Origin of the sequence: Micromonospora sp. NPDC005553, from assembly GCF_042871765.1 — a bacterium.
Taxonomy (GTDB): domain Bacteria; phylum Actinomycetota; class Actinomycetes; order Mycobacteriales; family Micromonosporaceae; genus Micromonospora.
The window spans coordinates 430058-455792 of sequence record NZ_JBIAJD010000003.1 but is presented as its reverse complement, the minus strand read 5'-3'; the positions used below and the strand labels follow the sequence as shown (position 1 = coordinate 455792).

Here is a 25735-nt window from a genome sequence, read left to right as displayed (position 1 = left end):
TTCGCAGGGCGGTTCTCTCGCCCCAGTTGAGGAGGCACAGTGGAGGTCAAGATCGGCGTGCAGTACGCGCCACGCGAGCTGGTAGTGGACAGCGCGCAGTCGCCGGCCGAGATCGAGCAGATCGTGACCGACGCCTTCGCCGGCAACGGCGGCACGCTCTCCCTGACCGACGAGAAGGGCCGGCGGGTCATCGTTCCGGTCGAGAAGGTCGCCTACGTCGAGATCGCCGAGGCGTCGCCCCGGGCGGTCGGGTTCACCGTCCGCTGACCGGTCCGGCCATCGCGGCAGGTCGGCCACTCGACCCACCTGCCGCAGGCCGGAGCCGGCCAACCCGGCCGGATGGTCAGTTGTTCAGCCCGGCGGCGGCCATTCGCGCGGTGTGCGCGGTGGTGAGCCTGCCGAACAGCCCCGGCACGTCGACCCGGCCGTCGCGTGCGATCAGCGCGGTGAGGGTGGCCCGCTCGGCGGCGACGCGGCCGGCCTGGGACAACGCCTCACCCACCAGCCGCCGGGCCCACATGGAGAGCCGACCGGCCACCCGGGGGTCGTCGGCGACGGCCACCCGGATCTCCGCAGCGGCGAAGTCCGCGTACCGGGAGTCGTGAAGGACGTCCAGCACCAGCGCCCGGTCCGGTGCCTCCAGCGCGTCGGCGATCTCGCGAACGAAGTCGTCGGTGATCGCGTCGCCCACGTACGCCTTCGTGACCACCTCCGCCCAGTCCCGCGGCACGGTCGAGTCGTGGTACGCCTGCAACGGCTCGACATAGGGCGCCATCGCGTCCTCGGGCGGTACGCCCAACGCGGTGAGCCGGTCGGCGAGGCGCCGGTAGTTGGCGATCTCAGCCGCGGCCATCTCGTTCAGCGCGGCCCGTCGGCGCAGGTCAGGAGCGAGCCGGGCATCGCCCGCCATCCGCTCGAAGGCGAGCAGCTCGCCGAAGGCGACCAGACCCAGCAGGTCGGCGTACGCGGAACCGGAGGCGGACACGAGCGGCAGGCTATCGCGTGGCTGCCCTCCGCGCTGGCCCCCGTCGATCATGGAGTTCTGGTGCCGGTTCGGTGCATTTTTGAACCTTTTGTCCACCACCACAACTCCATGATCGACCCGGGCGGGGGCGCGGGGCCTGGGGCGCGGGACAGCGGGGGGCGCGGGCGGGTTGGGCGCGAGTGTGGCATGGGTCACAATTGCTTGCCCCGCGTGGCGAGTGGCCGACTGGGAATCGGGACGGGGGTATGCCTGTTCAGGTAACATGGAGCAGTTGCCGTGGGCGCCGATCTGATCGAAGCTCAGCCCGCGGCGCGCGTGCGGCCCGGTCCGGCTCGGCAATCTGCCGCCGACCGTGTGGCCCGCGTCATACCGAACGCGCCCTGAGGACATGACGGGCGCACCCACGAGAGGGCACCCCCACATCCACATGAGCGACCTGACTCAAGATTTGCTGGACGGCCAGGAACTGGCCCCCACCGCCCCGGTTCGACCGGAGGCCCCCACGTTCGCCGCACTCGGCGCCCGCGCCGAGACCGTCGAGGCCCTGGCCTCGGCTGGCATCACCCGCGCCTTCGCCATCCAGGAGTACGCGATCCCGATCGCGCTGCGCGGCGTCGACCTGATCGGCCAGGCGCCCACCGGCACCGGCAAGACCCTCGGCTTCGGCGTACCGCTGCTCGACCGGGTGTTCGCCCCGGGCGAGGGCAGCGACGGCGTCCCTCAGGCGCTGGTCGTCGTCCCCACCCGTGAGCTGGGCATCCAGGTCGCCAAGGACCTGGCCGCCGCCGGCCGGACGCGTGGCGTCCGGGTGCTGCCGATCTACGGCGGCGTGGCGTACGAGCCGCAGATCGACGCGCTGCGCAAGGGCGTCGAGATCCTGGTCGGCACGCCCGGCCGACTGATGGACCTGCAGAAGCAGAAGCACCTCCGGCTCGACCGGGTGCACGCACTCGTCCTCGACGAGGCCGACCGGATGCTCGACCTGGGCTTCCTCGACGACGTCGAGAAGATCCTCGCGATGCTTCCGGAAGACCGGCAGACGATGCTCTTCTCGGCCACGATGCCGGACCCGATCGTCACCCTGTCGCGACGTTTCCTGCGCCAGCCGATGACGATCCACGCCGGGCACACCGCCGAGACCGGCCCGTCGCCGCAGACCCAGCAGTTGGTCTACCGCACCCACTCGATGAACAAGGTCGAGGTGGTGGCGCGCATCCTCCAGGCGGAGGGGCGCGGGCTGACCATGATCTTCACGCGTACCAAGCGGGCCGCCGACCGGGTCGCCGAGGATCTCGACTTCCGCGGGTTCGCGGTCGCCGCCGTGCATGGTGACCTCGGCCAGGGTGCCCGCGAGCGGGCGCTGCGGGCCTTCCGGGCCGGCAAGATCGACATCCTGGTCGCCACCGACGTGGCGGCCCGTGGGCTGGACGTGACAGGCGTCACCCACGTCATCAACTACGACTGCCCGGAAGACCAGGACACCTACACCCACCGGATCGGTCGTACCGGCCGGGCCGGCGCGACGGGTGTCGCGGTGACCTTCGTCGACTGGGACGACATGCCGCGGTGGCGGATCATCGACAAGACCCTCGGTCTGGAGATGCCGGAGCCGCCGGAGACGTACCACACGTCGCCGCACCTCTACACCGACCTGCACATCTCCACCGAGGTCAGCGGCACGCTGCCCACCGCCGAGCGCACCCGGGCCGGGCTGTCCGCCGAGATCGAAGAGGATCTGGGTGGGACGACCCGCTCCCGTCGGGGCGACAGCGGTGGTCGTGGACCCCGACGCGGTGAGAGCCGTGGCGAGGGTCGCGGTGAGGGTCGCGGCGAGCGCCGTGGTCGGGGCGATGGCCGCCGCGACCGCTCCGACGCCGCCGCGCCGGCCGCCGCCACGCCGGCCGCCGCCGAGGCACCTGCTGCCGACGCCACCGACGAAGGCACCCGTACCCCCCGCCGCCGGCGTCGCCGCCGGGCCGGCGAGGCGGTCACGGCCGAGACGACCGCGGTGATCTCCGCCGACGCCGGGCCGTCCGAGCCGGCCACCGCGTCCGACGGCGAGGCGTCCAAGCCGCGTCGCCGACGCCGCCGCCGTGGTGGCGGTTCCGATGCGGGTACGCCGGCCGAGGCGACAGCGGACTGACCACCAGCCACACCTGACATCCCCCGCACCGCCTCGCGCGGTACGGGGGATGTTCCCTTCTCCCACCCCACCTGCCGAAGATGGAACGATGCTGCAACCACTGGACGCTGCCCTGACCGAGGTTCGGGCGCTGCTGCTCGACCCCGCGCTGACCCGGGCGGTAGCCGCCGGACGTCGACGCGGTCGCCGCCCCACAGTTGAGCGGGCCGAACTGCGGCCGGTGCGGCTCAAGGCCGGGCCCCGGATGCAGATCACCACGTCCGACGGTGCTCGCCCCTACACCCGCAACCTCGCCTCCGGTCCGGAGGCCGCTGCGGCGATCGACGAACTGCTGGCCGAGCCGTTCGGCAACTGGCACGTCGAGACGGCCGACGCGACCCTTCAACTGCGGGTGACCAAGTCCGGCGAGGCGCAGGTGCACCGGGCCGCGACGTCCCGTCCGGTGGCGACGCCCACCGGGAACGACCGGGCGAAGGAATACCTGCTCGACCCCGGTGACCCGATCTTCGCCGAGATCGGCGGCTCGGCGGCCAAGCGCCGCCAGGTGGACGCGTTCCTGCGTGCCCTGGCCGCGACGCTGCCGGACGACCTGACGGGTTCGCTACGGGTGGTCGACCTGGGCTGCGGCAACGCCTACCTGACGTTCGCCGCGTACCGCTACCTGACAAGTCGGGGGCTCGACGTCCAACTGGTCGGCGTGGACGTCCGAGAGGACCAGCGGCGGCGCAACACCGAGCTGGCGCAGCGGCTCGGCTGGGCCGACCAGGTCAGCTTCGTGGCCGGGACGATCGCCGACGCCGCCGTCGACCCCGCCCCCGACCTGGTGCTGGCGCTGCACGCCTGCGACACCGCCACCGACGAGGCGCTGGCCCGCGCGGTGCGCTGGGAGGCCCGCTGGGTACTGGCCGCGCCGTGCTGCCACCACGATCTGGCGAAGCAGCTCCGCGCCCATCCCGCCCCGGCCCCGTACGAGCTGCTGACCCGGCAGGGCATCCTGCGCGAGCGCTTCGCCGACGTGCTCACCGACGCGCTGCGCGCCGGGTTGCTGCGGGTGCACGGCTACCGGACCGAGGTGGTGGAGTTCGTGGACTCGCAGCACACCCCGCGTAACCTGCTGATCCGCGCCCGTCGTACCGGTGCCGAGGCGACCGGGCCACAGCGCGCGGAGTACCGCGAGCTGGTGGACCAGTGGCAGGTCACTCCCCGGCTGGAGACCCTGCTGGCCGCCGGAGAGACGCCCGCTCAGCTCCTGGGTAGCTAGCGTCGACGGTCCCGGCCACCGTTGCGCTCGCTGGCACCACGGTCGAGGACCGACACCCGGTCGGCGGCGGGCCGCTGGGCGGTCCGGTCACCGTCGACCGGGGCGATCGGGAATGGCACGACCTTGCCCTCGGTCTCGGCGTTGCCGGCCGCCGCGAAGGCGTTCCAGGAGATGTCGACCAGCAGCTTCTTCACCTCGGCGTGCCGGATGGCGGCGTTGCGTTGCAACGCCATCCGGGCGCCGAGCAGGACAGCGACCAGCGTGGTGGTGATGGTGCCGGTGGCGGCCAGCACCTGGAGACCGGTGGCGGAATCGGTGCGGAGCACCAGGACCAGCAACCAGATCCAGAACGCGGCGGCGAAGACGCCGGCCTTGGCGACGAAGAAGAGGCTCACCGCACCGGGCTGGTACGGCTGGGGGCGGCTCAATTCGGCCATGGTGCTCCTCGGCGATGGTCCGGTCACAGGCGGCAGGCGGCAGACGCGATGTCGGGACGGGCACCGAGCTTAATGGAAGAACGATGAAGATCGCTCGATGCAATTTTCGTTCTGCACACACGCTTCCAGAGAAAGTCTCGCCCACGGGACAGTTTGTGCGGTCAGTCAATTGTTTCCGGCTTCTCGCGTACTACCCTCGGAAGGCGCATCGTCCCGGTGCTCCGGCAGGGGGGAAGACACGCAGGGATGGGATCAGCCGACGTATCACCGCAGATGGCCTTTGCTCGCTTCGTCCGGCGCGCCATCGATGACGCTCGCGACGAACGTGGCTGGACAGTGACTGATCTTGCCTCGCACACGGGCGTGGGCCGCTCCACCGTCTTCCGCTGGCTGGCCGGCGACTGGCAGGACTATCCCGAGTTGGCCAAGGTGCGCGGCTTCTGCGCCGCGCTGGATCTGCCGGTCGCTGCCGCGTTCCGCGCGCTCGGGCTGCCCGACGCCGGTCCCGCTCCTCGCCGACGCCACGACGACGGCCCGGTCGAGGCCGACGTCCGGGCCATCCTGGACCGGCTGGCCGACCCCACGGTCCCCGCCGAGGAGAAGCACCACATCCGCGACCTGCTCCGCTACCTGGCCCGCCGCCCCATCCGGCGAGCCAGCTAACCCACCCCGCCCCGGCCCCGGGCCCCGCCCCTTACTGCCGTTGATCATGAAGTTATTGCCACGACACGCCGAAGCGAAGGGCAATAACTTCATGATCAACGGGGCAGTGGCCCGGAGCGGGGCTAGGGGACGGTCAGGGTGAACTCGGCCGTTCGGACTTCCGCGTTCACCTGGAAGTCGAGGTAGAGGCGGTAGCGGCCCGGGCCAGGGGTGGTCAACCAGAACTTGATCTGACCGTCCACCAACTCGGTCTCCGGGTGCACGTGCAGATAGCCGAGGTCGCCCTCGCGCAACGCCACCAGGTGCCCGTACGCCCCGAGGTACCGCTCCAACTGGGCTGCGCCACCAGCACCATCCACCCGGAAGGTCAGCGGCACTGTCGCTCCGGCCTGCACGGTGCCCTGGTAGCCGACGGTGAAGCCGTCCACGATCGTCGAGGTGGCCGGCCCCGGCAGTGGACGGGGTCGGTAGTCGCCGGGGGCCACCAGGTCCGCCCCGAGGGTCACAGCGGTCTGCGCGCCGTTGTCGGCGACCACTGTGAAATCGGCGTACGCGCGCCAGAGGCCGGGCTGCGCGAGGGTCAACGGCACCGACCAGGTGCCGTCCGCCGCCATGGTCGGGTGCAGGTGCTGGTAACCGGTCAGGTCCCGCCGGACGACGATGAGGTGCATCGGCTTGTCGTGCACGATGGCGAACCGGCTGATCGGCCGGCGCTGCGCGTCGCGCACCTGGAAGCGGAGCTGACCCGGGCGACCTGCCACGAACTCGGTGGCCAGAGGCACCAGGGTGAACCCGGCCGAGCTGACCGCCAGACCGCCCGGCTCGACGGCAGCGCCCTGATCGGTGGCCGTGGCACTGCCGTGGTTGTGCGGCGCGACGCCCGGTGGGTCGGTGTGCTCGGCGGCGAACGACGGGCTGCCGGTGACGGCGCCGTTGGCGTTCAGCCGGCCGAGGCCGAAGCCGAGCAGCACCGCCAGCACCAGCCCGCCGACCACCAGCGCCAGCCGGAGAGTGCTCCGGTCCGGCTCGACGGGGCCCTGGTCAGCCACGACCGACGCCCAGCGCCTGACCGGTCTCGCCGCCAGCGATCCTGCCCGCAATGGTCCGCGCACGGGTGAAGGGCTGCTGGTCGGTCATGCCGACCACGGTACCGTCGCGCCCGGCCGGGTCAGGCCGACGCCCGGACAGGGTGGCGACCGTCGCACTCGACACCGCCCGGGAACTTTCCCACCCCGACCGGCGCAGATCGCGCCGCAGCGCTAAGCAACGCCCCGAACAGGCACGGACCACGACGCAGATCGCGCCGCAGCGCCGGGCAACGCCCCGAACAGGCACGGACCACGACGCAGACCCGAACATCGCCGAGGGGAACCGACGTGCGGGCAGCGGGTCAGCCGGCCACGGCGAGGGCGAGCGGGAGCACGTCGGTCGCGCCGGCCCGACGCAGGGCCCGGGCCACCAGCGTCATCGTCCAGCCCGAGTCGATCAGGTCGTCGACGAGCAGCACCGGGCCGTCCAGCCCGGCCAGGGCGTCGGCCAGGTCGGCCGGCACGGTGAAGGCGTCATGCAGCGCGCGTACCCGTTGGGCGCTGTTGCCGCGCGGCCCGGACGGGCCGTCGGGGCCGGCCGCGGTGACCTCGCCGAGCAGCGGCAGCCGGCCCACTGTGGCGATCCGCTCGGCCAGCGAGCCGAGCAGCCGGGGCCGCCGCCGGGAACCGACCGCGACCACCGCCACCGGTCGACGGGGCCACGGGTTGTCGCCGTGCGCCCACGCCTTCAGCACCTCCACGACCGCGCCGGCCACGTCGTCGGGCACCGGCGCGTCCGGCGCTTCCGGGCCGACGAGGGCACGCAGCCGGCTACCCCAGCCCAGGTCGGAGAGGCGCCCGACGGCCCGGCCCGGCAGCGCCTGCTCCGCGGGGGCGATCCGGCCCTTGAGGGGTACGCCCACCGCGTCGAGCCCGGTCGGCCAGAGCTTCTTCGGAGCGATCTCCACGCCGGGTCGACCCAGGAAGGCCTGCGCGGCGGCGAGCGCTGCTGTCGACACGTCTGCGGCGAAGAGTGGGTCGGCGCACCTGTCGCATCGGCCGCAGTCGACCGCCTCGGTGTCGTCCAGGCGTTCCCGTAGATACCGCATTCGGCAGTCGGACGTCGTCGCGTACTCCCGCATGGCCTGTTGCTCGACGGTGCGCGCCTCGGCGACGCGGCGCAACCGGGCCTCGTCGTAGACCCACGGCTCGCCGGTGGCGAGCCAACCACCGCGCACCCGGCGGACCGCGCCGTCCACGTCGAGCACCTTGAGCATCAGCTCCAGCCGGGCCCGGCGCAGGTCGACGAGGGGTTCGAGGGCCTGGGTGGAGAGCGGGCGGTCGGTGTGCAGGGCGGCCAGCACGGCCCGGACCTGCTGCTCCGGCGGGAACGCCAGCGAGGCGAAGTAGCGCCAGATCGCTGCGTCCTCGACGCCGGGCAGCAGCAGCACCTCGGCGTGTTCGACGGCGCGGCCCGCGCGGCCGACCTGCTGGTAGTACGCGATCGGCGAGGGTGGCGCGCCGAGGTGGACGACGAAGCCCAGGTCGGGCTTGTCGAAGCCCATGCCGAGGGCGCTGGTGGCGACCAACGCCTTGATCTTGTTGTCGAGCAGGTCCTGTTCGGCGGCGCGCCGGTCGGCGTCGTCGGACTGCCCGCTGTACGAGGCGACCGGGTAGCCCCGGGAGCGCAGGAACTCGGCGGTCTCCCCCGCTGCCGCCACTGTCAGCGTGTAGACGATGCCCGAGCCGGGCAGCTGGTCCAGGTGGTCGGCGAGCCAGGCCAGCCGGTGCGCCGGGCTGGGCAGGTCGAGCACCCCGAGGCGCAGCGACTCGCGGTCCAGGGTGCCGCGCAGGATGAGGGCGTCGCCCAGCTGCTCGGCGACGTCCTGGGTGACCCGGGCGTTGGCGGTGGCGGTGGTCGCCAGCACGGGGGTGCGCTCGGGCAGCTCGGCGAGGAACGTCCGCAGCCGCCGGTAGTCCGGCCGGAAGTCGTGCCCCCAGTCGGAGACGCAGTGCGCCTCGTCGACCACCAGCAGGCCGGTGGTGGCGGCCAACTTCGGCAGGACACCGTCGCGGAAATCCGGGTTGTTGAGCCGTTCCGGGCTGATCAGCAGCACGTCCACCGCGCCGGTCTGGATCTCGGCGGTGATCTCGTCCCACTCGTCGAGGTTCGCCGAGTTGATCGTGCGAGCCCGGATGCCGGCCCGCGCGGCGGCCTCGACCTGGTTGCGCATCAACGCCAGCAGCGGCGAGACGATGACTGTCGGGCCGTGCTCCCCCCGCTCCCGCAGCAGGGCGGTGGCCACGAAGTAGACAGCCGACTTGCCCCAACCGGTGCGCTGGACGCAGAGCACCCGCCGCCGGTCGACGACCAGCGCCTCGATGGCGCGCCACTGATCCTCGCGCAGCCGGGCGTGGTCACCGGCCAGCCGGCGCAGCACCGCCTCGGCCCGCTCGCGTACCGCTGCCCGCTCTGCTGTCTCCACCCGGCATTTCTACCAGCGCCGTCCGTCATACCCCTGTTGATCAAGAGGTTTGCGTCACCATCCGGTCGGATTTCGACGCAAACCTCTTGATCAAGAGGCTTATCGGCGGGGGCTTGTCAGCCCGAGGTTATCGGCGGGAGCGGAGGGCTCGGGTCAGGTGGGACAGGCGGGGGGCCAGACTGGTCAGGCCACCTGGGAAGAAGTAGACGGCCAGGATGAAGACAGTGCCCAGGACGAACAGCGGCTGGCTCAGCGGACGGCTGAGGATGGCCGGCAGGTTGTCCACCGCGTCGCTCGTGCCGAAGGCGGTGAGCCGGTGGTCCAGGTACATGTAGAGGACACCACCGAGCACCGGACCCCACCGGGTGCCCGGCCCCCCGAGCACCACCATGACCAGCAGCGACAGGGTCAGCTCGGAGGACGTGATGTGCGGCGACGCGCCGCCGACGATCAGGACGTAGACCACACCGCCCGCCGACGCCAACCCGCCGGCAAGGGTGAACGCCACCAGCTTGTAGCGGTACGGGTCCAACCCGAGCACGCCGATCCGCCGCTCGTCGTCACGCAGCCCGGCGAGCACCCGACCGGTCGGTGAACCGCTCACCCGGTGCACCACGAAGACCACAAGCGTCAGGTACGCCAGCGCCAACCAGTACAGGTTGACGGTGTTCGTCACCCCGACCAGCCCGGCGGGCAGCCCCGACACGTCCAGCGGCAGGCCCTCCTCGCCACCGGTGAGCCCGCCGAAGTCCCGGGCCACCAGGATCGCGCCCACCTGGGCGAAGGCCAACGTGACCATGGCGAACGCGATGCCCACGGTACGCAGCGCCACAGCGCCGAGCAGCGCGGCGAGGATGGTGCCGCCGGTGATGGTCAGCAGCGCCGCCTGCCACAGCGGCAGACCGGCCCTGGTGACCAGGATGTCGGTGCCGTAGACACCGGCGGCGAAGTACAGCGCGTGCCCGAAGGAGAGCATCCCGGTCCGACCGAAGAGCAGGTCGTACCCGGCCGCCAGGCCGCCGAAGATCAGGCAGATGGCGAGAATCTGCAGGGTGCCGGGTGAGTTGACCGGCCCCTCGAAGATCCCCGGTAGGGAGATCGTCGAGTACGGCAGGATCGCCAGCACGACAAGCGCTACCAGCGGCAGGAACGGGCGGACCCGAAGCCACCGCCCCCGCTGCGGGGTCAACTCGTCGGGCACCTGCGCGGGAGGAGCGTCGATCACCGTCATGCCGTTGCCACCTTTCCGGCGATGCCCTGCGGGCGCAGCAGCAGCACCACGGCCAGCAGCCCGACCACGCAGATGTCGCCCAGCCCGGACGTGCCGTAGTAGTTGACGAACTGCTGCACCAGCCCGACCACGACCGCCGCGTACGCGGAGCCGACCACCGAGCCCATCCCGCCGATCACCACCACGATGAACGCGAAGATCAGCAGCGAGCCGCCCTGCCCGGGCGAGACGGTGCCGAAGTAGACCCCGCCGAGCGCGCCGGCGAGCGCCGCGGCCGCCCCACCGATCGCGAAGACCAGCGTGAACGCCTTGCGGACGTCGATGCCCAGCGCGGTCACCATCTCCCGGTTCTCCACGCCGGCCCGGATCACCAGGCCGTACCGGGTCCACCGCAGGAACGCCAGGATCGCGCCGAGCACCAGCACCGCCGCGATGATCAGCAGCAGGCCACCGTTGGGCACCTGCGCGCCGAAGATCCCGGTCACCTGCCGGGTCCAGTCCGGACGCGGGAACGGACGGGCGTCCGCACCCCAGGTGGCCTGGAGCAGCGCCACCCCGGCCAGCGACAGCCCGACGGTGACCAGCACCTGCTCGATGGTGCGGGAGTACAGCGGGCGGATCAGCACCAGCTCGACCAGGATCGCGACCAGCGTGCCGGCGGCCACCCCGAAGGCGACAGCGAACACGAAGCCGAACCCGTCCGGGCCGGCGCCCGGCAGGTTGCCCGCCGCCCACCAGGTGCCGTACGCGCCGACGCCGAGGAACAGCCCGTGCGCGAAGTTGAGCACGTCGGCCAGGCCGAAGACCAGGGACAGGCCGGATGCGACCAGGAAGTACAGCGCCGCCAGACCGAGCCCGGTCAGCGCCAACAGGATCACGGTGCCCATCAGAGCTTTTCCTCCCTCGCGACTGCGGGGCTCGCAAGCTCACTCCTCGCGCTCGGCGCAGCCACCTCCGCGGAGCCGACACCGAGCAGCGACTTCGTCAACGCGGTCTCCAACAGCAACTCGTGGGCGTCGCCGGTCCAGGCCACCTTGCCGGCGGCCAGCACGACCGCGTCGCGGGCCAGTCGGCGTACGACGGCGAGGTTCTGCTCGACCAGCAGCACCGGCACCGACTCCGCGACCCGTTCCAACACCTCGGCCACCTCGGTAACCACCTTCGGCGCCAACCCCTTGGTCGGCTCGTCGACGAGCAGCAGCCGGTTGTCGTTGAGCAGCACCCGACCGATGGCGAGCATCTGCTGCTGCCCGCCGGACAGCGAACCGGCCCGTTGCCGTCCGCGTCGGTCCAGCTCCGGAAAGAGCGCGAAGACCTTGTCGTACGCCGGGATGGTGCCGCGCCGCTCGGCGAGCCGCAGGTTCTCCGCGACGGTGAGCCCGGCGAACACGCAGCGGTCCTCGGGCACGTAGCCGAGCCCACCGCGGACCAGCCGGTGCGTCGGCCGGGCCAGCAGACTCTGCGCACCCATCCGGATGGTGCCGCGGACCTCCCCGGCAGGCGGGGTGAGGCCAACGATCGCGCGCAGCGTGGTGGTCTTGCCGACGCCGTTGCGACCGAGCAGCACTGTGACGCCGGTCGGGGCGACAGTGAAGGACACTCCCTGGAGGATGTGCAGCCCGGAGATCCGGACCGACAAATCCTCCACACTGAGGATCGGTTCCGTCACTGAGATGCCTCCGTTCGCGACTGCGGGGCTCGCAAACCCGGCTCACTCCTCGCGCTCACAGCGACTCCCCCAGGTAGGCCTCTTGCACTGTGGGGTTGGCCATCACCGTCTCCGGGGTGTCGCAGGCCAGCAGCGCGCCGTGGTGCATGACGGCGATGCGGTCGGCCAGTTCCAGGATGACGTCCATGTGGTGTTCGACCATCAACACCGCCCGGCCGCTGTCGCCGGTCAACGACTTGATGACGGCGACCAGCTCCGGCACGTCCTCGGCGCTGACCCCGGCCATCGGCTCGTCCAGCAGCATCACCCGCGGTTCACCGGCGAGCAGCAGGGCGATCTCCAGCTTGCGCTTCTCGCCGTGGGCCAGGGTGCCGGCGAGGGCCGTACCCCGGTGGGCGAGGCCGACCCGGTCGAGCGCCGCGTCGGCGGCGACGGCGACCTCCCGGTCGGCCGCCGCCCGCCGCCACAACGCCATTGAGCCCCCGCGGTGCGCCTGCACGGCGAGCCGGACGTTCTCCCGCACGCTCAGCGAGCCGAAGACCGAGGACGCCTGGAAGGTACGGCCCAGGCCGAGGCGGGCCCGCCGATGCGGCGGAAGCGCCCCGATGTCCTGCCCGTCGAGGACGACCCGGCCCTCGGTGGCCCGACGCAGGCCGGTGATCAGGTTGAACAGTGAGGTCTTACCGGCGCCGTTCGGCCCGATGACGCCCAGGAACTCCCCGGGAGCCAGGTCGAGGTAGACGCTGTCGACGATGGCGACCTCACCGATCCGCCAGGTCAGACCGCGGGTGGCGAGCATGGTCAGCCCTTCATGGCCACGGCCGGCGGCGCGGTCTCGTCACCGGTGAGGCTCTTCTGCGCGGTCGCCGTGAACGCGGTGCCGCTGCCGGTCAACTTGGCCTGGAACATCGGCTGGAGCAGCGCGTGGTCGGCGGCCCGGATGGTCATCTTGCCCTTGACCCCGTCGAAGCTCCAGCCCTCCAGAGCGGTGACCATCTTGTCGACGTCGTCCCCGCCCTCCTGCGCGGCCCGGACCACCATCTGCGCGGCGGCGAAGCCGTCCGGGTGGAACAGGTCGATGGTGTTGACAGTGGCCTTCAACGCCTTGCTGGCCTCGGTGTCGCTGGCACCGTCGAAGTAGTGCGACAGGAAGGAGATCTTCGCGCCGGCAGCACCGAAGGTCGGCCACGAGGCGCGGATGTCCAGGCCGGTGACGACAGTGGTGGACGAGAGGACGCCCTGCTGGTCGAGGGTCTGCCACATGGCCGGGGCGGTCGTGCCCGCCCACGCCACGAAGAGCAGGTCCGGCTTGGCGGCCTTGATCTGACTGGCGAACGGGGTGAACTCGGTGGCACTGGCCGGGGCCCGGACGCTGCTCACCGTCGCGCCCGCGCTGCCGATGACAGCCTTGACGGCGGCCTCGTTGGCGTCACCGAACGCGCCGTCCTGGGCGAAGACCACCACCTTCTTGCCGGTGGGGTCGCCGATGAACGACTTGGCGGTCACCACGTCCTGGTACGACTGCCGGCCGGAGCGGAAGGTGTACTTGTTCGCGCCGGTCACCGCGTCCGTGGCGGCCGGGCCGGAGATGAACAGCACCTTGTTCTGCGCCGCGATCGGCGCCACCTGGAGCGCCACGCCCGAGGCGGTGGAGCCGGCGATGATCTTCGTGCCCTTGCCGATCAGGTCCTTCGCCGCGGAGACCGCCTTGGCCGGATCGCCCGCGTCGTCGACCTCGGTCAGCTCGATCTTCCGGTCACCGACCTTGCCGGTGCCCTGGGTGGCGAAGTCCAGCCCCGCCTTGAACCCCTCGATGTACTGCTTTCCGTAACTGGCCAGGGCTCCCGACTGGGAGTACACCAGGCCGACCTTGACCGGCGCGGCACTGTCGCCGCCGCCGGTGGCGGTGTCCTGCGGGCTGCCACAGGCCGTGGCGGCGAGCGCCGCGGCCATCATCGTGGCGGCGGAGAGGAACGCCCGCCGCGTCGTCCGGACCGTCATTGCGACTCCACATGAGGACTCAGAGGGAGAGAACTTCTTCGTGACGGCTCACGCTAGAAGTGACGTCACCCACGAGCTATGTGGCGGAAACACACAAGTAACAGGATTGAGGTGGCCGGAGGTTACAACGGGCCGCACTACCAGCCGGGAGCTCATGCCCTCGATGGCCCGAACCCCCACGGACCACCCGAACCGTGTGTCGGCCCGCGCCATTCGCCCGGTTCGGTCACCGCAGGGCCCGTCGTGGGCCGCCGCGCGCGGGCAGCGCCGCCGACCGTCGAGCAAGCTGTCACAGAAGACCCGATGACGTACGCACTGAGCGTCCTCCCTCGGCCCGCCGCGAGACAGCAACCTCGCCGATCATGCAGTTGTGGTGGGCAACAAAACGCCCGCAAACGGCCAAGCCAGGCACCACAACTCCATGATCGCCCGCGCCGCCCTGCCCCTACTCCGCGATCTTGCACTTCCTGTCCCGACACAAGCCGCATTCCACCCATGTCGACAACCGAAAGCGCATGATCGGCGCGATCTTCTCGCTCCACCTACGGGGACCGACCAGGAGCCCCTTCTCCAAGCGTGGGCCAGTGATTTGCCAGGAGTTGGTCGATGGCTGGCCGGCAGATGAATCTCCGGAATGCCCGTTCCCACTCCGGGGGCGCGGGCGGACAGGAAGATTGTCTGGTGCGCCGGTTCTTCCGCAATCCCGTGCGGCTGGTGCCGTTCGCGTTCCTGGTGCCGATCCTGCTCGGTACCGGGTTGCTCATGGCGCGCTGGGCGACCGCCGAACACGTACGCCCACCAGTGGTCACGGCGCTCTTCACCGCCACCTCGGCCGTGTCGGTCACCGGCATGGCCATCACCGACACGCCGAACTACTGGTCCGGCTGGGGCCTGCTGGTGATCACCCTGCTCACTCAGCTCGGCGGCCTCGGCATCCTCACCGTCGCCGCGTTGGTCATCCTGGTGGTCTCCAGTCAGCTCGGACTGCGCAACCGGTTGCTGGTGCAGGCCGAGACGGCGGAGTTCGGCCTCGGTGACGTGGGCCGGCTGCTCCGCCGGATCGCGCTGACCGTCTTCGCCTGCGAGGCGGTGATGACAGTGCTGGTCGCCGGTCGACTCTGGCTGACCTACGACTACCCGTTCTCCGAGGCTCTCTGGTCGGGCGTCTTCCACGCCGTGCAGGCGTTCAACAACGGTGGCTTCGCGCTCTACACCGATGGCCTGCTGGCCTTCAGCCGTGATCCGTGGGTGTCGCTGCCCCTGGCGATCGGCGCGATCATCGGCGGTCTCGGGTTTCCCGCCCTCTTCGAGGCGGTCCGCGAATGGCGGCAGCCGACCCGCTGGGCGGTGGCGACGAAGTTGACCATCTGGGGCAGCGTGGTGCTGCTGCTGCTCGGCTTCGGTGGCCTGCTCGCCGCCGAATGGACCAACGCGAGCACGATCGGCCAGTACGACGTACCCGGGAAGGTCCTCGCGTCGTTCACCCAGATCGCGCTGAGCCGCACCGGCGGCTTCAGCGTCCTGGACATCACCGCTCTTCAGGAGGAGAGCTATCCCCTGCTGATCGTGCTGATGTTCATCGGCGGCGGCAGCGCCAGCACGGCCGGAGGCATCAAGGTGTCCACGTTCTTCCTGCTGGCGTTCACCATCTGGGCGGAGCTGCGCGGTGAGCCCGACGTGACGATCGGGCACCGGCGGGTGGCCACCGCGAGCCAGCGGCAGGCGATCACAGTGGCGCTGCTCAGCGTCGCGTTGGTGATGGCCGGAACCATGCTGTTGCTGCTGCTCACCGAGGGCGTCCGCTTCGTCGCGGCCCTGTTCGAGATCACCTCGGCGTTCAGCACCACCGGTCTGACCGTCGGTCTGGCCGCCGAACTGCCGCCCGGCGGCCAAGTGGCGCTGACCGTGCTGATGTTCATCGGCCGCGTCGGGACGCTCACCCTCGGGTCGGCGATCGCCCTGAACACCCGACGCCGGCTCTACCGCTATCCCCAGGAGCAACCCATTGTCGGCTAGGGCGTGGTTCGGAGGTGTCGGCCGGCCCGCACACCGGCGACACGCCATTGGAAGCAGGGAGGGCCGAGGTGTCGGCTAGACGGGCGGACAGCGGCGGCATCGTGGTGATCGGGCTGGGTCGATTCGGTTGCCACCTGGCCGGGTCGCTGAGCCGGATGGACCGCGAGGTGTTGGCGATCGACCGCAGCCCGGCGAAGGTGCAGCGGTGGTCGGCGCAGCTCGACCGGGTGGTTCAGGCCGACGCGACCGAGGAGGGAGCGCTGCGGCAGCTGGGCATCACCACTTTCGGGCGGGCGGTGGTGGCCATCGGGGCTTCGGTGGAGGCGAGTGTGCTCACCGTGTTGGCGCTGGTCGAGCTGGGCGTACCCGAGATCTGGGCGCGGGCCACCTCGCAGAAGCACGCCAAGATCCTGGCGTCGGTGGGCGCCCACCACGTGATCTTCCCCGAGGCGGAGACCGGGGACCGGGTCGCGCACCTGCTCGTCAGCCGGTTGCTCAACTTCATCGAGTTCGACGACGACTTCGCCATCGCCACCGTCCGGGTGCCGGAGTCCCTGGTCGGGCGCACCCTGATCGACCTGAGACCGGAGGAGCGCTTCGGGGTACGCGTGATCGGCGCCAAGCTGCCGGGCGAACGCTTCCGGTACACCTCCGACGACACCACGCTTCCCCAGGGCGGGGTGCTCATCGTCGAGGGTGGGATCGACCAGGTGCAGCGATTCGCGGGGATGCGCTGACCTGCTACGGCCCCTACCGATCTCGCCCGTCGGACCAACTGGACCGACGGCCCCCTGAGCATGGCGACACGGTGGCCTGCTCACTTTCGATGACCACGCGGCCCCTTGGTCACCTTCACACTTTTCCCGGGCCACCACCTGCGGCCTTCGCGGCCTTCGCGGGCTTCGCCGGGGCCTTCGGAGGCTTCGGTGGCTTGGCCTTCGACGCGCCGCCGCCCGCGCCGGAGCCGCCGCGTGCCGTCGTCTTCTTCGGCGGGGCCTTCACCGTGGCGGCCTTGGCCGGCGGGGCCGTGGAGGGCGCGCTGCCGGCGACGCCGGAAACCCGAACCCCGCAGGTCGCCTCGCCGAGTCGGAACTCGACAGGCAACGGGTTCGCCCCGCTGTACTTGCCCGTGAGGGTCACCTTCTCGGCCGCACCGGGGGCCAGCGTGGTGCGTTGGGCCGCCGGTCGGATCAGCACCGTGCTCCCCTGCTGGTGCACCGGCGCGGGCTCCGCCTTCGTCACCTTCTGCTGCCCGGGGAAGGTGAAGCTCATGGCCCAGTCGCGCAGCTCACGGCCACCGGTGTTGGTCAGGGTCAGCTCGGCGGAGAAGTCGGTGCCGGAGTCGGTGCGCAACGCGTACGCCACCTCGCAGGGCGCCGCCGTCGGCATCCCCATCCGAGCCTCGGTCGTCGGCCGGTCCTCTCCGCTGGCCGGGCTGCGCGAGGTGAACCCCCACATCGCCCCGGTGACAGCGATCAGCCCGACGGCGGCCACGCCGGCCTCCACCCGCCGACGCCGGGTCACCCGCTGCTGCGTCCGACGGTTACGGGTCCGCGACAGCGGCAACGCGTCGGTCGCCGCCGACCAGGGCAGGATGGTGGTACGCGCACTGCCGAGCATCGCCGCGTCCAGCGGGCCGGCAGCCGGGGAGACCGGCACCGCCGCGAGCATGCCGGCCGCCTCGGCGAGCGTCCGGGTCAGCTCGGCGGTGGCCGGCCGGTCCGCGGGACGCTTGGCCAGGCAGCGTCCGACCAGGTCGGCCACCCCGTCGGGCAGCCCCGGGACGGTGGGCATCGGCTCCGGGTCGTTGTACATGTGGGCGCGCAGCATCTGGGTGGTAGTGCTGGCCAGCCACGGCAGTCGGCCGGTGAGCATCCGGTAGAGCAGCAGCCCAACGGCGTACACGTCGGTGGCCGGGGAGACCTGGCCGTTGTCCAGCCGCTCCGGGGCGAGGTACGCGGGAGTGCCCAACAGCGCGCCGTCCGGGCCCTTCTCACTCTCCCCGACGAGCGCGGAGATGCCGAAGTCGACCACCTTGACGCCGGTCGAGGTGAGCATGACGTTGCCCGGGGTGACGTCGCGGTGCACCACTCCGCGAGCGTGCGCGGTGGCCAGCGCGGAGCTGACCTCGGCGCCGATGGTCACCGCCTCCCGCCACGGCAGTTTGCTCTCCCGACCCAGCCGGCTGGCCAGCGAAGCGCCGTCGACAAGCTCCATCACCACGTACGGCACGGTGAGGCCGACCTGCTCGGACTCGCCGTAGTCGTACACGTTGGTGATGTTGGGGTGGCAGAGCCGCGCGGCGGCCTGCGCCTCGATCCGGATGCGGTGGCGGAAGGCCCGGTCGCTGGCCAGCCGGGAGGCCAACACCTTCACCGCGACCTGGCGACCCAGCACCTCGTCGTAGCCACGCCAGACCACCGACATGCCACCCGCGCCGAGCTGCTCGATCAGCCGGTACCGCTCATCGAGCAACTGCGCGCCGTTCCGGTCCCCACCGCCCATGGTGAGCGATGTTGCCCAGTAACGGCCCGCCTACACCTGGAGTATCGGAATCGGTCAGGATTGTCACCCGATCAGGCGGTGGCCAGCAGTTGGTCAACCGGGGCGTAGTCGTCTGTCAACACCATCGCCTGACCGACGAAGTCCGTCAGCGCCGCACCGGACAGCAGGCTGACCTTCGGGTCCACCTCGGCCAGCCGGGCCCGGACGGCTTCCAGCGGCAACGGCGCGTCGGAGCCGACGATGAGGAAGTTGGAGCCCTGCTCCTCGGCGAGCGCTTCCGGGGGCGCGATCAACGCGACGTGCCCGAACTCGGCGGCCACCGTGGCCAACTCGGCGCGGATGAACCGCAGCGGCGGGTAGTCGATGACGTTCTGCACGTACACGCCGCCGGGGCGGGTCACCCGCCGGACGTCGGCGGCCATCTCCCGGGTGGCCAGGTGCCAGGGCACCACCAGGTGCCCGAACGCGTCGCCGACCACCAGGTCACGGCTGTCGGTCGGCTCGGCGGAAACCAGCATCCGGGCGTCGCCCACCACCGCCCGCAGGTCCGGCCCCGGCCGTACGCCCAGCTCCTGCTCACCCAGCTCGACCAGCCCGCCGTCGATCTCGAACACCAGGTTGTCGGTGCCCGGTCGGGTCGCGGTCAGGTAGCGCGGCACCGTGAACCCACCGCCGCCCAGGTGCAGCGCGTCCAGGCGCTGACCGGCCGGCGCGGCGACGTCGCCGACCGCGCCGATCCACTTCGTGTACGCGTACTCCAGGTGTTTCGGGTCGGCGAGGTCCACGTACGAGTGCTGGGCGGAGTTGAGCAGCAGCGTCCGTCCGCTGGGCCGGGAGGGGTCCGCGGTGACCCGGGCGCAGTGGTACGCCGTCTCGATGTCGCACGGGTTGGGCGCCACTGTGCTCAGCCCCGCCCCGGCCAGGCCGAGCACGGCCAGCGCGGCCCGGGCCCGGGCCGGACCGGGCAGTTCGGTGGGCTCCTCTCGGCGCAGGTACCAGCCGAGGCCGATGCCGACCAGCCCGAGGGCGAGCGCCAGGGCCAGCAGGATGACGGTGCTGCGCAGCGCGGCGACCAGCACGAACCCGGTCAGCAGGGTCGCGGTGATGCCGCCCAGGGTGCCGATCCCGGAGAGTCGACCGACCACCTGGCCGGTGCGGCGCAGGTCGGCCAACTGGAGCTTCACGACCAACGGGGTGACCGCGGCCAGCAGCGCGGCCGGCACGAACACCGCCAACGCCACCAACAGCAGGATCGCGCTGGCCGCACCGCCGCGCAGCACCTCACCGGCGTACCGGACCACGGGCAGCGTGATCGCGGTGGCGATGCCGGCCAGCACCAACGCCGGCGCGAGCAGGCCGCGCGGGTCACGCCGGTCGGCCAGCCAGCCGCCGGTCCACGCCCCGTAGGCGATCGCGGCCAACGCGATGCCGATCACGGAGCTGGTCACCTGAAGGGTCACCCCGACGTACGGGCCGACCAGGCGCAGCGCGACGGTCTCCAGCACCAGCACGGCACCGCTGGAGAAGAAGACCAGGAACGCGGCCAGGCCGTTGGGCAGCGCCCGGCCGGTGATCGGCACGGGCTGGGCCGGGGGCGCCGGAAGGGCCGCTACGTCGGACGGTGGGGAGCTCATCGTCGCGATGGTACGCAGCGAAGCTGGTGCTCCGGGTCAGTACATCGAGAGATGAACATGGTTCGTGTGGGACGCCGCCGGAGAGCCGCTTCCACTGTACGAGCGCCAGCCGGTGCCGGGATGCCAGATCTGCCGGTACCAGATCACGTAGAGCACGCCCAGCCGATCGGCGTTGCGTACGTGCCAGGCGGCCAGGCTGTCCCCGTACGCCTTGTCGCCGCCGGTCGCGTTCTTGTCCTCGAAGCCGTTCGTGGCGGCCGAGAAGTCGCAGGCACGGCCCTTCGGATGCTCGCCGCCGCCACCACTGCGCTTGCAGGAGACGTGCCGCTTGTAGCCGGCCGCCTGGGTCTGCTTGAGCGCGTTGAGGGTGCGCGGAGTGATGCACCCGGAGGTCGTCGGGTCCTTCACCGAGCAGGATTCCGACGGCCAGGACCCGTCGGAGTTACGCGGGGCCGGCTTCGCCGAGGTGGAGCTGCCACCACTGAAACCGTTGCTGCCGCCGGAGCTGACCTCGGCGAGCGCCTCCTCGGCTTCCTTCTTCTTCTTCGCCATCACGGCGAGTTGCTTCTGCTGCTCGCGAACCTCGGCGTCCATGGCCACCTTGGCCTGCTGCGCCTGCTGCCGGGCCTCGGTGAGGTCACGCAGCCGCTTGCTGTCCCGCTGAGCCATCAGGTCGAGGTCGCCCGCGCGTTCCAGGAACGCCTCCGGCGTGGCCGTGTTGAGCAGCATCGAGACAGCGCTCAGCCGACCCACCCGGTACGACTGGGCGGCCACCTCACCCACCTGGCTGGTGAGCCCGACCAGCCGACCCTCGATCGTCGTCAGCTCGCCGGCCAGCGCGGTCTGGCGACGCTTGGAGTTGTCCAGCTTGGCCTTGGCCTCGATGTGGCCCCTGGCGGTCAGCTCCAGCGCGTCCCGCAGCTTCTTGCTGCCACCCTCGTCCGGCTCCGCGTACGCGGGCACCGCGGCACCGCCGAGCACCAGCGCGACGGCGGCGAGCACGGCGAACAGAGCGCGGCGACCCAGCCGCGGGCTGAACCTGTTCCTGGGCACGAAAGCGTCCTTCCGTCGACCGCCGGCCCCCGATTGAACGCTGCATGGCGACGCCGGTCGGCGGCCCGCTGGCGGAGACCGCCGGTCACGATACCGGATCGTGGGCGGGTGACCAGCCTGCTGAACCTCAGGCTGCCTCGATGTCGACGCAGCGTTCCAGCGCGGTCGCGCAGCGCGCGGATCAGGGGCTGAGGAGCGCCTCGCGCACGTCGGCCCAGACCTGCTCGTTGGCGGCGACGAGCAGACCGCGGCCGTCGTCGGCGGGGTGGTAGTCGACGCCGTCGAATCGGCGGGCGACGCCCCCGGCGGCACGGACCAGCACGGTGCCCGGGCCGTGGTCCCAGGGCAGGGTGCGCCAGAAGAGGACGAACTGCTGCTCGCCGGTGAGGATGTCCAGGTACTCCCGACCGGCGCAGTGCTGGCCGGGCAGCAGCTCACCGAGCCGCCGCCCGCCGGCGCGGACCCGGTCGCGGGTCTCCGGCGGCAGGAACCGGGTCATCGCCGCGCCGCGCAGCTCGCCGAGCGGCGGCACCGAGCCGGTGCCGTCCACCGGTCGACCGTTGAGCAGGGTGCCCTCGTCCGCCGAGCCGGCGGCGAGAGTGCCGGCCAGCGGGTCGAGGATCCAGCCGGCGGCCGGTCGCCCGTCGGTCAGCAGCGACACCATCAGGGCGAACGGCCGGCGACCGGCGGCGAAGTTGGCGGTCCCGTCGACCGGGTCGACCAGCCAGACGTCCCCGCCGTCGCGGAGGTGCCGCAGCAACCCCGGATCGTCGGCGACACCCTCCTCGCCGACCACCTTCGAGCCCGGCCGCAGCCGGCGCAGCCCCGCCGAGAGCAGTTCCTCGGCCCGGCGGTCCGCGACGGTGACCACCTCACCGGGCGCCTTCTCCGACACGTCATCGTCGTCGAGCTTGCGGAACAGTGGCAGCACGACCTGGTCGGCGGCCTCCCAGAGCAGGCCGCTGACGTCGTCCAGCAGGGTGTCAGCCACGCGGCGGCAACTTGACCACGCTGACGAAGAACTCGTCGATCTGACGGACCACCGAAATGAAGCGCTCGAAGTCCACCGGCTTGGTCACGTAGGCGTTGGCGTGCAGCTGGTAGCTGCGCAGGATGTCCTCGTCGGCCTGCGAGGTGGTGAGCACCACCACCGGGATCCGGCGCAGGTTCGGGTCTTTCTTGATCTCTTCCAGCACCTCCCGGCCGTCGCGCCGGGGCAGGTTGAGGTCGAGCAGGATCAGGTCGGGCGCCGTCACGTCGGCGTACTGACCTTCCCGGCGCAGGTAGGCGAGCGCCTCGGCCCCGTCGGAGACGACGGTCAGCCGGTTACGCAGCTTGTGTTCCTCGAACGCCTCCTGGGTCATCAGCACGTCACCCGGGTCGTCCTCGACGAGCAGGACCTCGATCGGGCTCTTGCCGTCCGCCGGCGCGGTCATCCCACCGTCTCCTTCATGTCACCCGTTCTACCGCTTTCCAGCGTCCGGTCGGCCCGGTCCGGCTGGTCCGGTCCGTCGGCCTGCTCCGTCAGCGCTGCCGGAGCCTCGGTCGAGGGTGTCGCGTCACCATCGGTCGGCTCCCCCGCGGAATCGGCGGCGGCAGCCGCCGCGACGTCCTCGGGAAGTGCCGGCAGGGTGAAGCGGATCGCGGTGCCCTCGGGCACGTCGGTGTCCACCCAGACGCGGCCGCCGTGGTACTCGACGATCTTCTTGACGATCGCCAACCCGATGCCGGTGCCCGGGTACGCGTCCTTCGAGTGCAGCCGCTGGAAGATCACGAAGATCTTGTCGGCGAACTCCGGCTCGATCCCGATGCCGTTGTCCTGGCAGGTGATCTCCCACTCGGCACCCACAAGGCGGGCCGAGACGTGCACCTTCGACGGCACGTCCGGGCGGCGGAACTTGATCGAGTTGCTCACCAGGTTGGCCAGCAAATTGGTGAGCAGCGGTTCCTCACCCGAGATCGTCGGCAGCTCGGCCCAGGTCAACTCGGCGTCCGCGTACTGCCGGGCGGCCTCGGTCTGGCCGGCCACGTCGCCCATCACCTTGTTGAGGTCGACCTCGACGAAGCCGGTGGTGAGCCGCCCGATCCGGGAGAACGCGAGCAGGTCGTTGATCAGGCGCTGCATCCGTTGCGCGCCGTCCACGGCGAAGGCGATGTACTGGTCGGCCCGCTCGTCGAGCTGCCCGGCGTAACGGCGCTGGAGCAGCTGGCAGAAGCTGGCGACCTTACGCAGCGGCTCCTGCAGGTCGTGCGAGGCCACGTACGCGAACTGCTCCAGGTCCCGGTTGGAACGGGTCAACTCCTCGGCCTGCTTCTGGAGCTGACTGTTCACCCACTCGATGCGCTCGCGGGCGGCCCGGACCTCGGCCAGGTCGGCGGCGATCTTCTGCCGCATCGCATCCACGTCCTCGCCGAGCTGGATGAACTCCGGCGGGCCGACGGTGGCGATGCGGTGCTGGTAGTCGCCTTCGGCGACCTCGCGGACCTGGTTGGCGAGGCCGGTCAGCGGCCGGACCACCATCCGGTCCAGCGAGAGCAGCAGCACCGCGCCGGCGATGACCACCACCAGGGCGGCCACGATCAGCAGGACGACCAGCACGTTGCTGCTGGTACGCACGTTGGCTGCGGTCTGCTCCCGGGCGGCCAGGACCTCCTTCTGGAGGTCGTTCACCGCCGAGCGCACCTCGTCGAACTGTTGCCGGGCCGATTCGGTGACCAACGCCTGCCCGGCGCTGGTGCCGCTCTGCTCGGTGGTGACGATCACCGGCTCCGCTACCGACCGCCGCCACTGCGTGACACGCTCCTCGACGGTCCGCAGCTCCTGGCTGATCCCCGGATAGTCGTCGAGCAACGACCGCATCGAGGCGGTCACGCTCTGCTCCTGGGCGAGCCCTTCCCGGTACGGGCTCAGGTCGTCCTGGTTGCCGCTGACCGCGTACCCGCGGATCGCCGTCTCCTGGTCGAGCAACGCGTTGAGCAGTTCCTGGGACTGCACCCGCAACGGGCCGGTCTCGTTCAGCACCGCGTCGATCTGGGTGCGGTTGCGGGCGGCCACCGCCGCTTCCGCGCCGGCCAGCCCGATCAACAGAAAGCCCACGACGGAGAGCAGGGTGATCACCCGGCGGCGGAGACTCCAGCCGCCGATGACCGGCCTCACCGGCCACCTCCCCGGCTGACAAGCAGCATGGCCACGTCGTCGGCGAGCGGACCACCGTTGAGCCGCTCGGCCCGCCCGACCAGCCACGCCGGCAGCTCGGGCAGCGACACCGAACGGTTGGCCGGCTCGCCCAGCAAGCCACTGAGGCCCGGCACGTCGAGCCGTTCGTTGCCGGCACCCACCCGCCCCTCGATCAAGCCGTCGGTGTACATCAACAGGGACCAGTCATCGGTGTCGAACTCCAGGTCGTAGGCGATCGGCCGGCGAGGTCGTACGCCCAGCAGCAGGCCGCCGGGCGCGGGCACCGGGGCGACCCGGCCGCCGGAGAGCAGCAGCGGTGGCGGGTGCCCGGCCAGTCGGACGGTGGCCCGGTTGGCGTCCAGGTCCAGTCTGACGGTGGCCACCGTCGCGAAGATCTCCTGGAGGCGGCGCTCACTCATCAGCACCTGCTCCAGGGCGGGCAGCACCTCGTCGTCCGGCACCCGGGCGAGCACCAGGGCGCGCCAGGCCACCCGCAGCTCGACCCCGAGCGCGGCCTCGTCCACCCCGTGCCCACAGACGTCGCCGACGATCAGGTCGAGGCGGTCCGGGTGGGTCTGCACCACGTCGAAGAAGTCCCCGCCGATCAGGGCGGCGTGCCGGCCCGGCCGGTAGAAGGTGTGCACCGCGACCTGGTCGGTGGTCATCAGCGGTTGGGGCAGCAGACCGCGTTCGAGTCGGGCCGACTCGGCCTGGCGCAGCTCGACCTCGCGCAACCGGCGGGCGTTCTCGTCGGCGCGCTTACGCTCCACGGCGTAGCGCAGCGCCCGGGTCAGCAGCACCCCGTCGACCTGGCCCTTGACCAGGTAGTCCTGGGCGCCCTCGGCGACCGCCACGACGCCCAGGTGCTCGTCGGTGCGGCCGGTCAGCACGCAGACCGCGGCCCCACTGGACATCTCCAACACCTGGCGCAGCCCGTCCAGCCCCTGCGCGTCGGGCAGACCCAGGTCGAGCAGGACGCAGTCGACGTCGTTGATCCGCTGCCGCGCCTCGCGCAGGCTGGTGGCGACCAACAGGTCGATCATCGAGTTCGTCTCGGCGAGCAGCTCACCGACCAGGAAGGCGTCGCCCTCGTCGTCCTCCACCAGCAGCACGCGCAGCCGCTCACCCGGCGGCAGGTTGGCGTGCCGCGCCAGACCACCGTGCGGGTACGGCACAACTGGGGAACCGGCCGAGCCGGCCCCCCGGTGCGGCCGGGTCACCGCCGCGAGACGCGGGAGTTCGCTGGTGATGTCGGGCTCCTTCCGAGTGCCCCGCTGATCCTGTATTAGACAACGGTCGCACACAACACGATGCCTCCGGCGCGGGCGGGGATGGAGCGCATCACTGCCCGGCCGCGGACAAACCGGGCGGCTGATGGACGCCTGACGTACCGGCCATCCCCTCCACAGCCACCGACGGGCAGGATGATCCCACCCCAGGCCCCA

22 protein-coding genes are annotated in these 25735 nt (G+C 71.3%); 6 read left to right on the top strand and 16 right to left on the bottom strand.

Features of this window, described 5'->3' with window-relative positions:
• Window positions 1-39 precede the first annotated feature (39 nt).
• Window positions 40-267 carry a DUF3107 domain-containing protein gene (locus tag ACFYPG_RS14615; RefSeq protein WP_179781071.1) on the top strand — a complete coding sequence of 76 codons (228 nt, stop codon included), beginning with the start codon at window positions 40-42 and terminating at the stop codon, window positions 265-267.
• 76 nt (window positions 268-343) lie between these two features.
• Here the strand turns inward: ACFYPG_RS14615 and ACFYPG_RS14610 are convergent, their stop codons facing one another.
• Window positions 344-985: a ferritin-like fold-containing protein gene (locus tag ACFYPG_RS14610; RefSeq protein WP_387352259.1), complete on the bottom strand. Its 642-nt coding sequence runs from the start codon at window positions 983-985 to the stop codon at window positions 344-346.
• Between the two features lie 427 nt (window positions 986-1412).
• Here ACFYPG_RS14610 and ACFYPG_RS14605 point away from each other — a divergent pair, with 427 nt between their 5' ends.
• Together ACFYPG_RS14605 and ACFYPG_RS14600 are read left to right on the top strand one after the other, a co-directional pair.
• Window positions 1413-3128: a DEAD/DEAH box helicase gene (locus tag ACFYPG_RS14605; RefSeq protein WP_387352258.1), complete on the top strand. Its 1716-nt coding sequence runs from the start codon at window positions 1413-1415 to the stop codon at window positions 3126-3128.
• An 88-nt stretch (window positions 3129-3216) separates the two neighbouring features.
• Window positions 3217-4389: a class I SAM-dependent methyltransferase gene (locus ACFYPG_RS14600; protein ID WP_387352256.1), complete on the top strand. Its 1173-nt coding sequence runs from the start codon at window positions 3217-3219 to the stop codon at window positions 4387-4389.
• On the opposite strand, the gene ACFYPG_RS14595 is transcribed toward ACFYPG_RS14600, so the two are convergent.
• Complete coding sequence (locus tag ACFYPG_RS14595; protein WP_355005710.1) at window positions 4386-4826, bottom strand: hypothetical protein; 441 nt, start codon at window positions 4824-4826, stop codon at window positions 4386-4388. The genes ACFYPG_RS14600 and ACFYPG_RS14595 overlap by 4 nt on opposite strands.
• 246 nt (window positions 4827-5072) lie before the next feature.
• Here ACFYPG_RS14595 and ACFYPG_RS14590 point away from each other — a divergent pair, with 246 nt between their 5' ends.
• Complete coding sequence (locus ACFYPG_RS14590; RefSeq protein WP_210785506.1) at window positions 5073-5489, top strand: helix-turn-helix domain-containing protein; 417 nt, start codon at window positions 5073-5075, stop codon at window positions 5487-5489.
• Between the two features lie 122 nt (window positions 5490-5611).
• On the opposite strand, the gene ACFYPG_RS14585 is transcribed toward ACFYPG_RS14590, so the two are convergent.
• The 7 genes from ACFYPG_RS14585 to ACFYPG_RS14555 all read right to left on the bottom strand — a co-directional run bounded on the left by ACFYPG_RS14585 (window position 5612) and on the right by ACFYPG_RS14555 (window position 13904).
• The gene (locus tag ACFYPG_RS14585; protein WP_355005711.1) at window positions 5612-6538 is read right to left on the bottom strand and encodes a hypothetical protein; all 927 of its coding nucleotides are present in this window, start codon (window positions 6536-6538) and stop codon (window positions 5612-5614) included.
• A gap of 341 nt (window positions 6539-6879) precedes the next feature.
• Window positions 6880-9003 (bottom strand): DEAD/DEAH box helicase, encoded by a 2124-nt coding sequence (locus tag ACFYPG_RS14580; protein ID WP_387352254.1) that lies wholly within the window; start codon window positions 9001-9003, stop codon window positions 6880-6882.
• A gap of 127 nt (window positions 9004-9130) precedes the next feature.
• Complete coding sequence (locus ACFYPG_RS14575) at window positions 9131-10234, bottom strand: branched-chain amino acid ABC transporter permease (RefSeq protein WP_387352253.1); 1104 nt, start codon at window positions 10232-10234, stop codon at window positions 9131-9133.
• The gene (locus ACFYPG_RS14570; RefSeq protein WP_091402581.1) at window positions 10231-11121 is read right to left on the bottom strand and encodes a branched-chain amino acid ABC transporter permease; all 891 of its coding nucleotides are present in this window, start codon (window positions 11119-11121) and stop codon (window positions 10231-10233) included. The genes ACFYPG_RS14575 and ACFYPG_RS14570 overlap by 4 nt, the downstream gene beginning before the upstream one ends.
• The gene (locus tag ACFYPG_RS14565; protein WP_355005714.1) at window positions 11121-11903 is read right to left on the bottom strand and encodes an ABC transporter ATP-binding protein; all 783 of its coding nucleotides are present in this window, start codon (window positions 11901-11903) and stop codon (window positions 11121-11123) included. Before ACFYPG_RS14565 ends, ACFYPG_RS14570 begins: the two co-directional genes overlap by 1 nt.
• Window positions 11904-11958: 55 nt before the next feature.
• Window positions 11959-12702, bottom strand: a complete 744-nt coding sequence (locus ACFYPG_RS14560; protein WP_355005715.1) for an ABC transporter ATP-binding protein — start codon at window positions 12700-12702, stop codon at window positions 11959-11961.
• Window positions 12703-12704: 2 nt separating this feature from the next.
• Window positions 12705-13904, bottom strand: coding sequence for a substrate-binding domain-containing protein (locus ACFYPG_RS14555; protein WP_355005716.1), 1200 nt, complete (start codon window positions 13902-13904; stop codon window positions 12705-12707).
• Between the two features lie 681 nt (window positions 13905-14585).
• Between ACFYPG_RS14555 and ACFYPG_RS14550 the strand changes: the two genes are divergently transcribed.
• Complete coding sequence (locus ACFYPG_RS14550) at window positions 14586-15920, top strand: TrkH family potassium uptake protein (protein WP_387352251.1); 1335 nt, start codon at window positions 14586-14588, stop codon at window positions 15918-15920.
• A 68-nt stretch (window positions 15921-15988) separates the two neighbouring features.
• A complete protein-coding gene (locus tag ACFYPG_RS14545; RefSeq protein ID WP_387352249.1) occupies window positions 15989-16657 on the top strand; it encodes a potassium channel family protein in 669 nt (222 codons plus the stop codon).
• Between the two features lie 115 nt (window positions 16658-16772).
• Here the strand turns inward: ACFYPG_RS14545 and ACFYPG_RS14540 are convergent, their stop codons facing one another.
• The 7 genes from ACFYPG_RS14540 to ACFYPG_RS14510 form a co-directional block, all read right to left on the bottom strand.
• Window positions 16773-18425: a protein kinase gene (locus ACFYPG_RS14540; RefSeq protein WP_387352247.1), complete on the bottom strand. Its 1653-nt coding sequence runs from the start codon at window positions 18423-18425 to the stop codon at window positions 16773-16775.
• A gap of 71 nt (window positions 18426-18496) precedes the next feature.
• Window positions 18497-20059 (bottom strand): fused MFS/spermidine synthase, encoded by a 1563-nt coding sequence (locus tag ACFYPG_RS14535; protein WP_355005720.1) that lies wholly within the window; start codon window positions 20057-20059, stop codon window positions 18497-18499.
• Window positions 20060-20095: 36 nt separating this feature from the next.
• Window positions 20096-21112, bottom strand: a complete 1017-nt coding sequence (locus ACFYPG_RS14530; protein WP_355005721.1) for a hypothetical protein — start codon at window positions 21110-21112, stop codon at window positions 20096-20098.
• A 181-nt stretch (window positions 21113-21293) separates the two neighbouring features.
• Window positions 21294-22103 (bottom strand): inositol monophosphatase, encoded by an 810-nt coding sequence (locus ACFYPG_RS14525; RefSeq protein ID WP_355005722.1) that lies wholly within the window; start codon window positions 22101-22103, stop codon window positions 21294-21296.
• Window positions 22096-22548, bottom strand: a complete 453-nt coding sequence (locus ACFYPG_RS14520; protein ID WP_355005723.1) for a response regulator — start codon at window positions 22546-22548, stop codon at window positions 22096-22098. The genes ACFYPG_RS14525 and ACFYPG_RS14520 overlap by 8 nt, the downstream gene beginning before the upstream one ends.
• Window positions 22545-24269, bottom strand: coding sequence for an ATP-binding protein (locus ACFYPG_RS14515; protein WP_387352244.1), 1725 nt, complete (start codon window positions 24267-24269; stop codon window positions 22545-22547). The genes ACFYPG_RS14520 and ACFYPG_RS14515 overlap by 4 nt, the downstream gene beginning before the upstream one ends.
• Window positions 24266-25465: a fused response regulator/phosphatase gene (locus ACFYPG_RS14510; RefSeq protein WP_355005725.1), complete on the bottom strand. Its 1200-nt coding sequence runs from the start codon at window positions 25463-25465 to the stop codon at window positions 24266-24268. The genes ACFYPG_RS14515 and ACFYPG_RS14510 overlap by 4 nt, the downstream gene beginning before the upstream one ends.
• Window positions 25466-25735 lie beyond the last annotated feature (270 nt).

Coding starts and splice junctions, on each gene's coding strand:
- ACFYPG_RS14605 (WP_387352258.1), top strand. CDS start 1,413: ATGAGCGACCTGACTCAAGATTTGCTGGACGGCCAGGAACTGGCCCCC.
- ACFYPG_RS14575 (WP_387352253.1), bottom strand. CDS start 10,234: ATGACGGTGATCGACGCTCCTCCCGCGCAGGTGCCCGACGAGTTGACC.
- ACFYPG_RS14540 (WP_387352247.1), bottom strand. CDS start 18,425: ATGGGCGGTGGGGACCGGAACGGCGCGCAGTTGCTCGATGAGCGGTAC.
- ACFYPG_RS14595 (WP_355005710.1), bottom strand. CDS start 4,826: ATGGCCGAATTGAGCCGCCCCCAGCCGTACCAGCCCGGTGCGGTGAGC.
- ACFYPG_RS14520 (WP_355005723.1), bottom strand. CDS start 22,548: ATGACCGCGCCGGCGGACGGCAAGAGCCCGATCGAGGTCCTGCTCGTC.
- ACFYPG_RS14560 (WP_355005715.1), bottom strand. CDS start 12,702: ATGCTCGCCACCCGCGGTCTGACCTGGCGGATCGGTGAGGTCGCCATC.
- ACFYPG_RS14570 (WP_091402581.1), bottom strand. CDS start 11,121: ATGGGCACCGTGATCCTGTTGGCGCTGACCGGGCTCGGTCTGGCGGCG.
- ACFYPG_RS14590 (WP_210785506.1), top strand. CDS start 5,073: ATGGGATCAGCCGACGTATCACCGCAGATGGCCTTTGCTCGCTTCGTC.
- ACFYPG_RS14535 (WP_355005720.1), bottom strand. CDS start 20,059: ATGAGCTCCCCACCGTCCGACGTAGCGGCCCTTCCGGCGCCCCCGGCC.
- ACFYPG_RS14555 (WP_355005716.1), bottom strand. CDS start 13,904: ATGACGGTCCGGACGACGCGGCGGGCGTTCCTCTCCGCCGCCACGATG.
- ACFYPG_RS14600 (WP_387352256.1), top strand. CDS start 3,217: ATGCTGCAACCACTGGACGCTGCCCTGACCGAGGTTCGGGCGCTGCTG.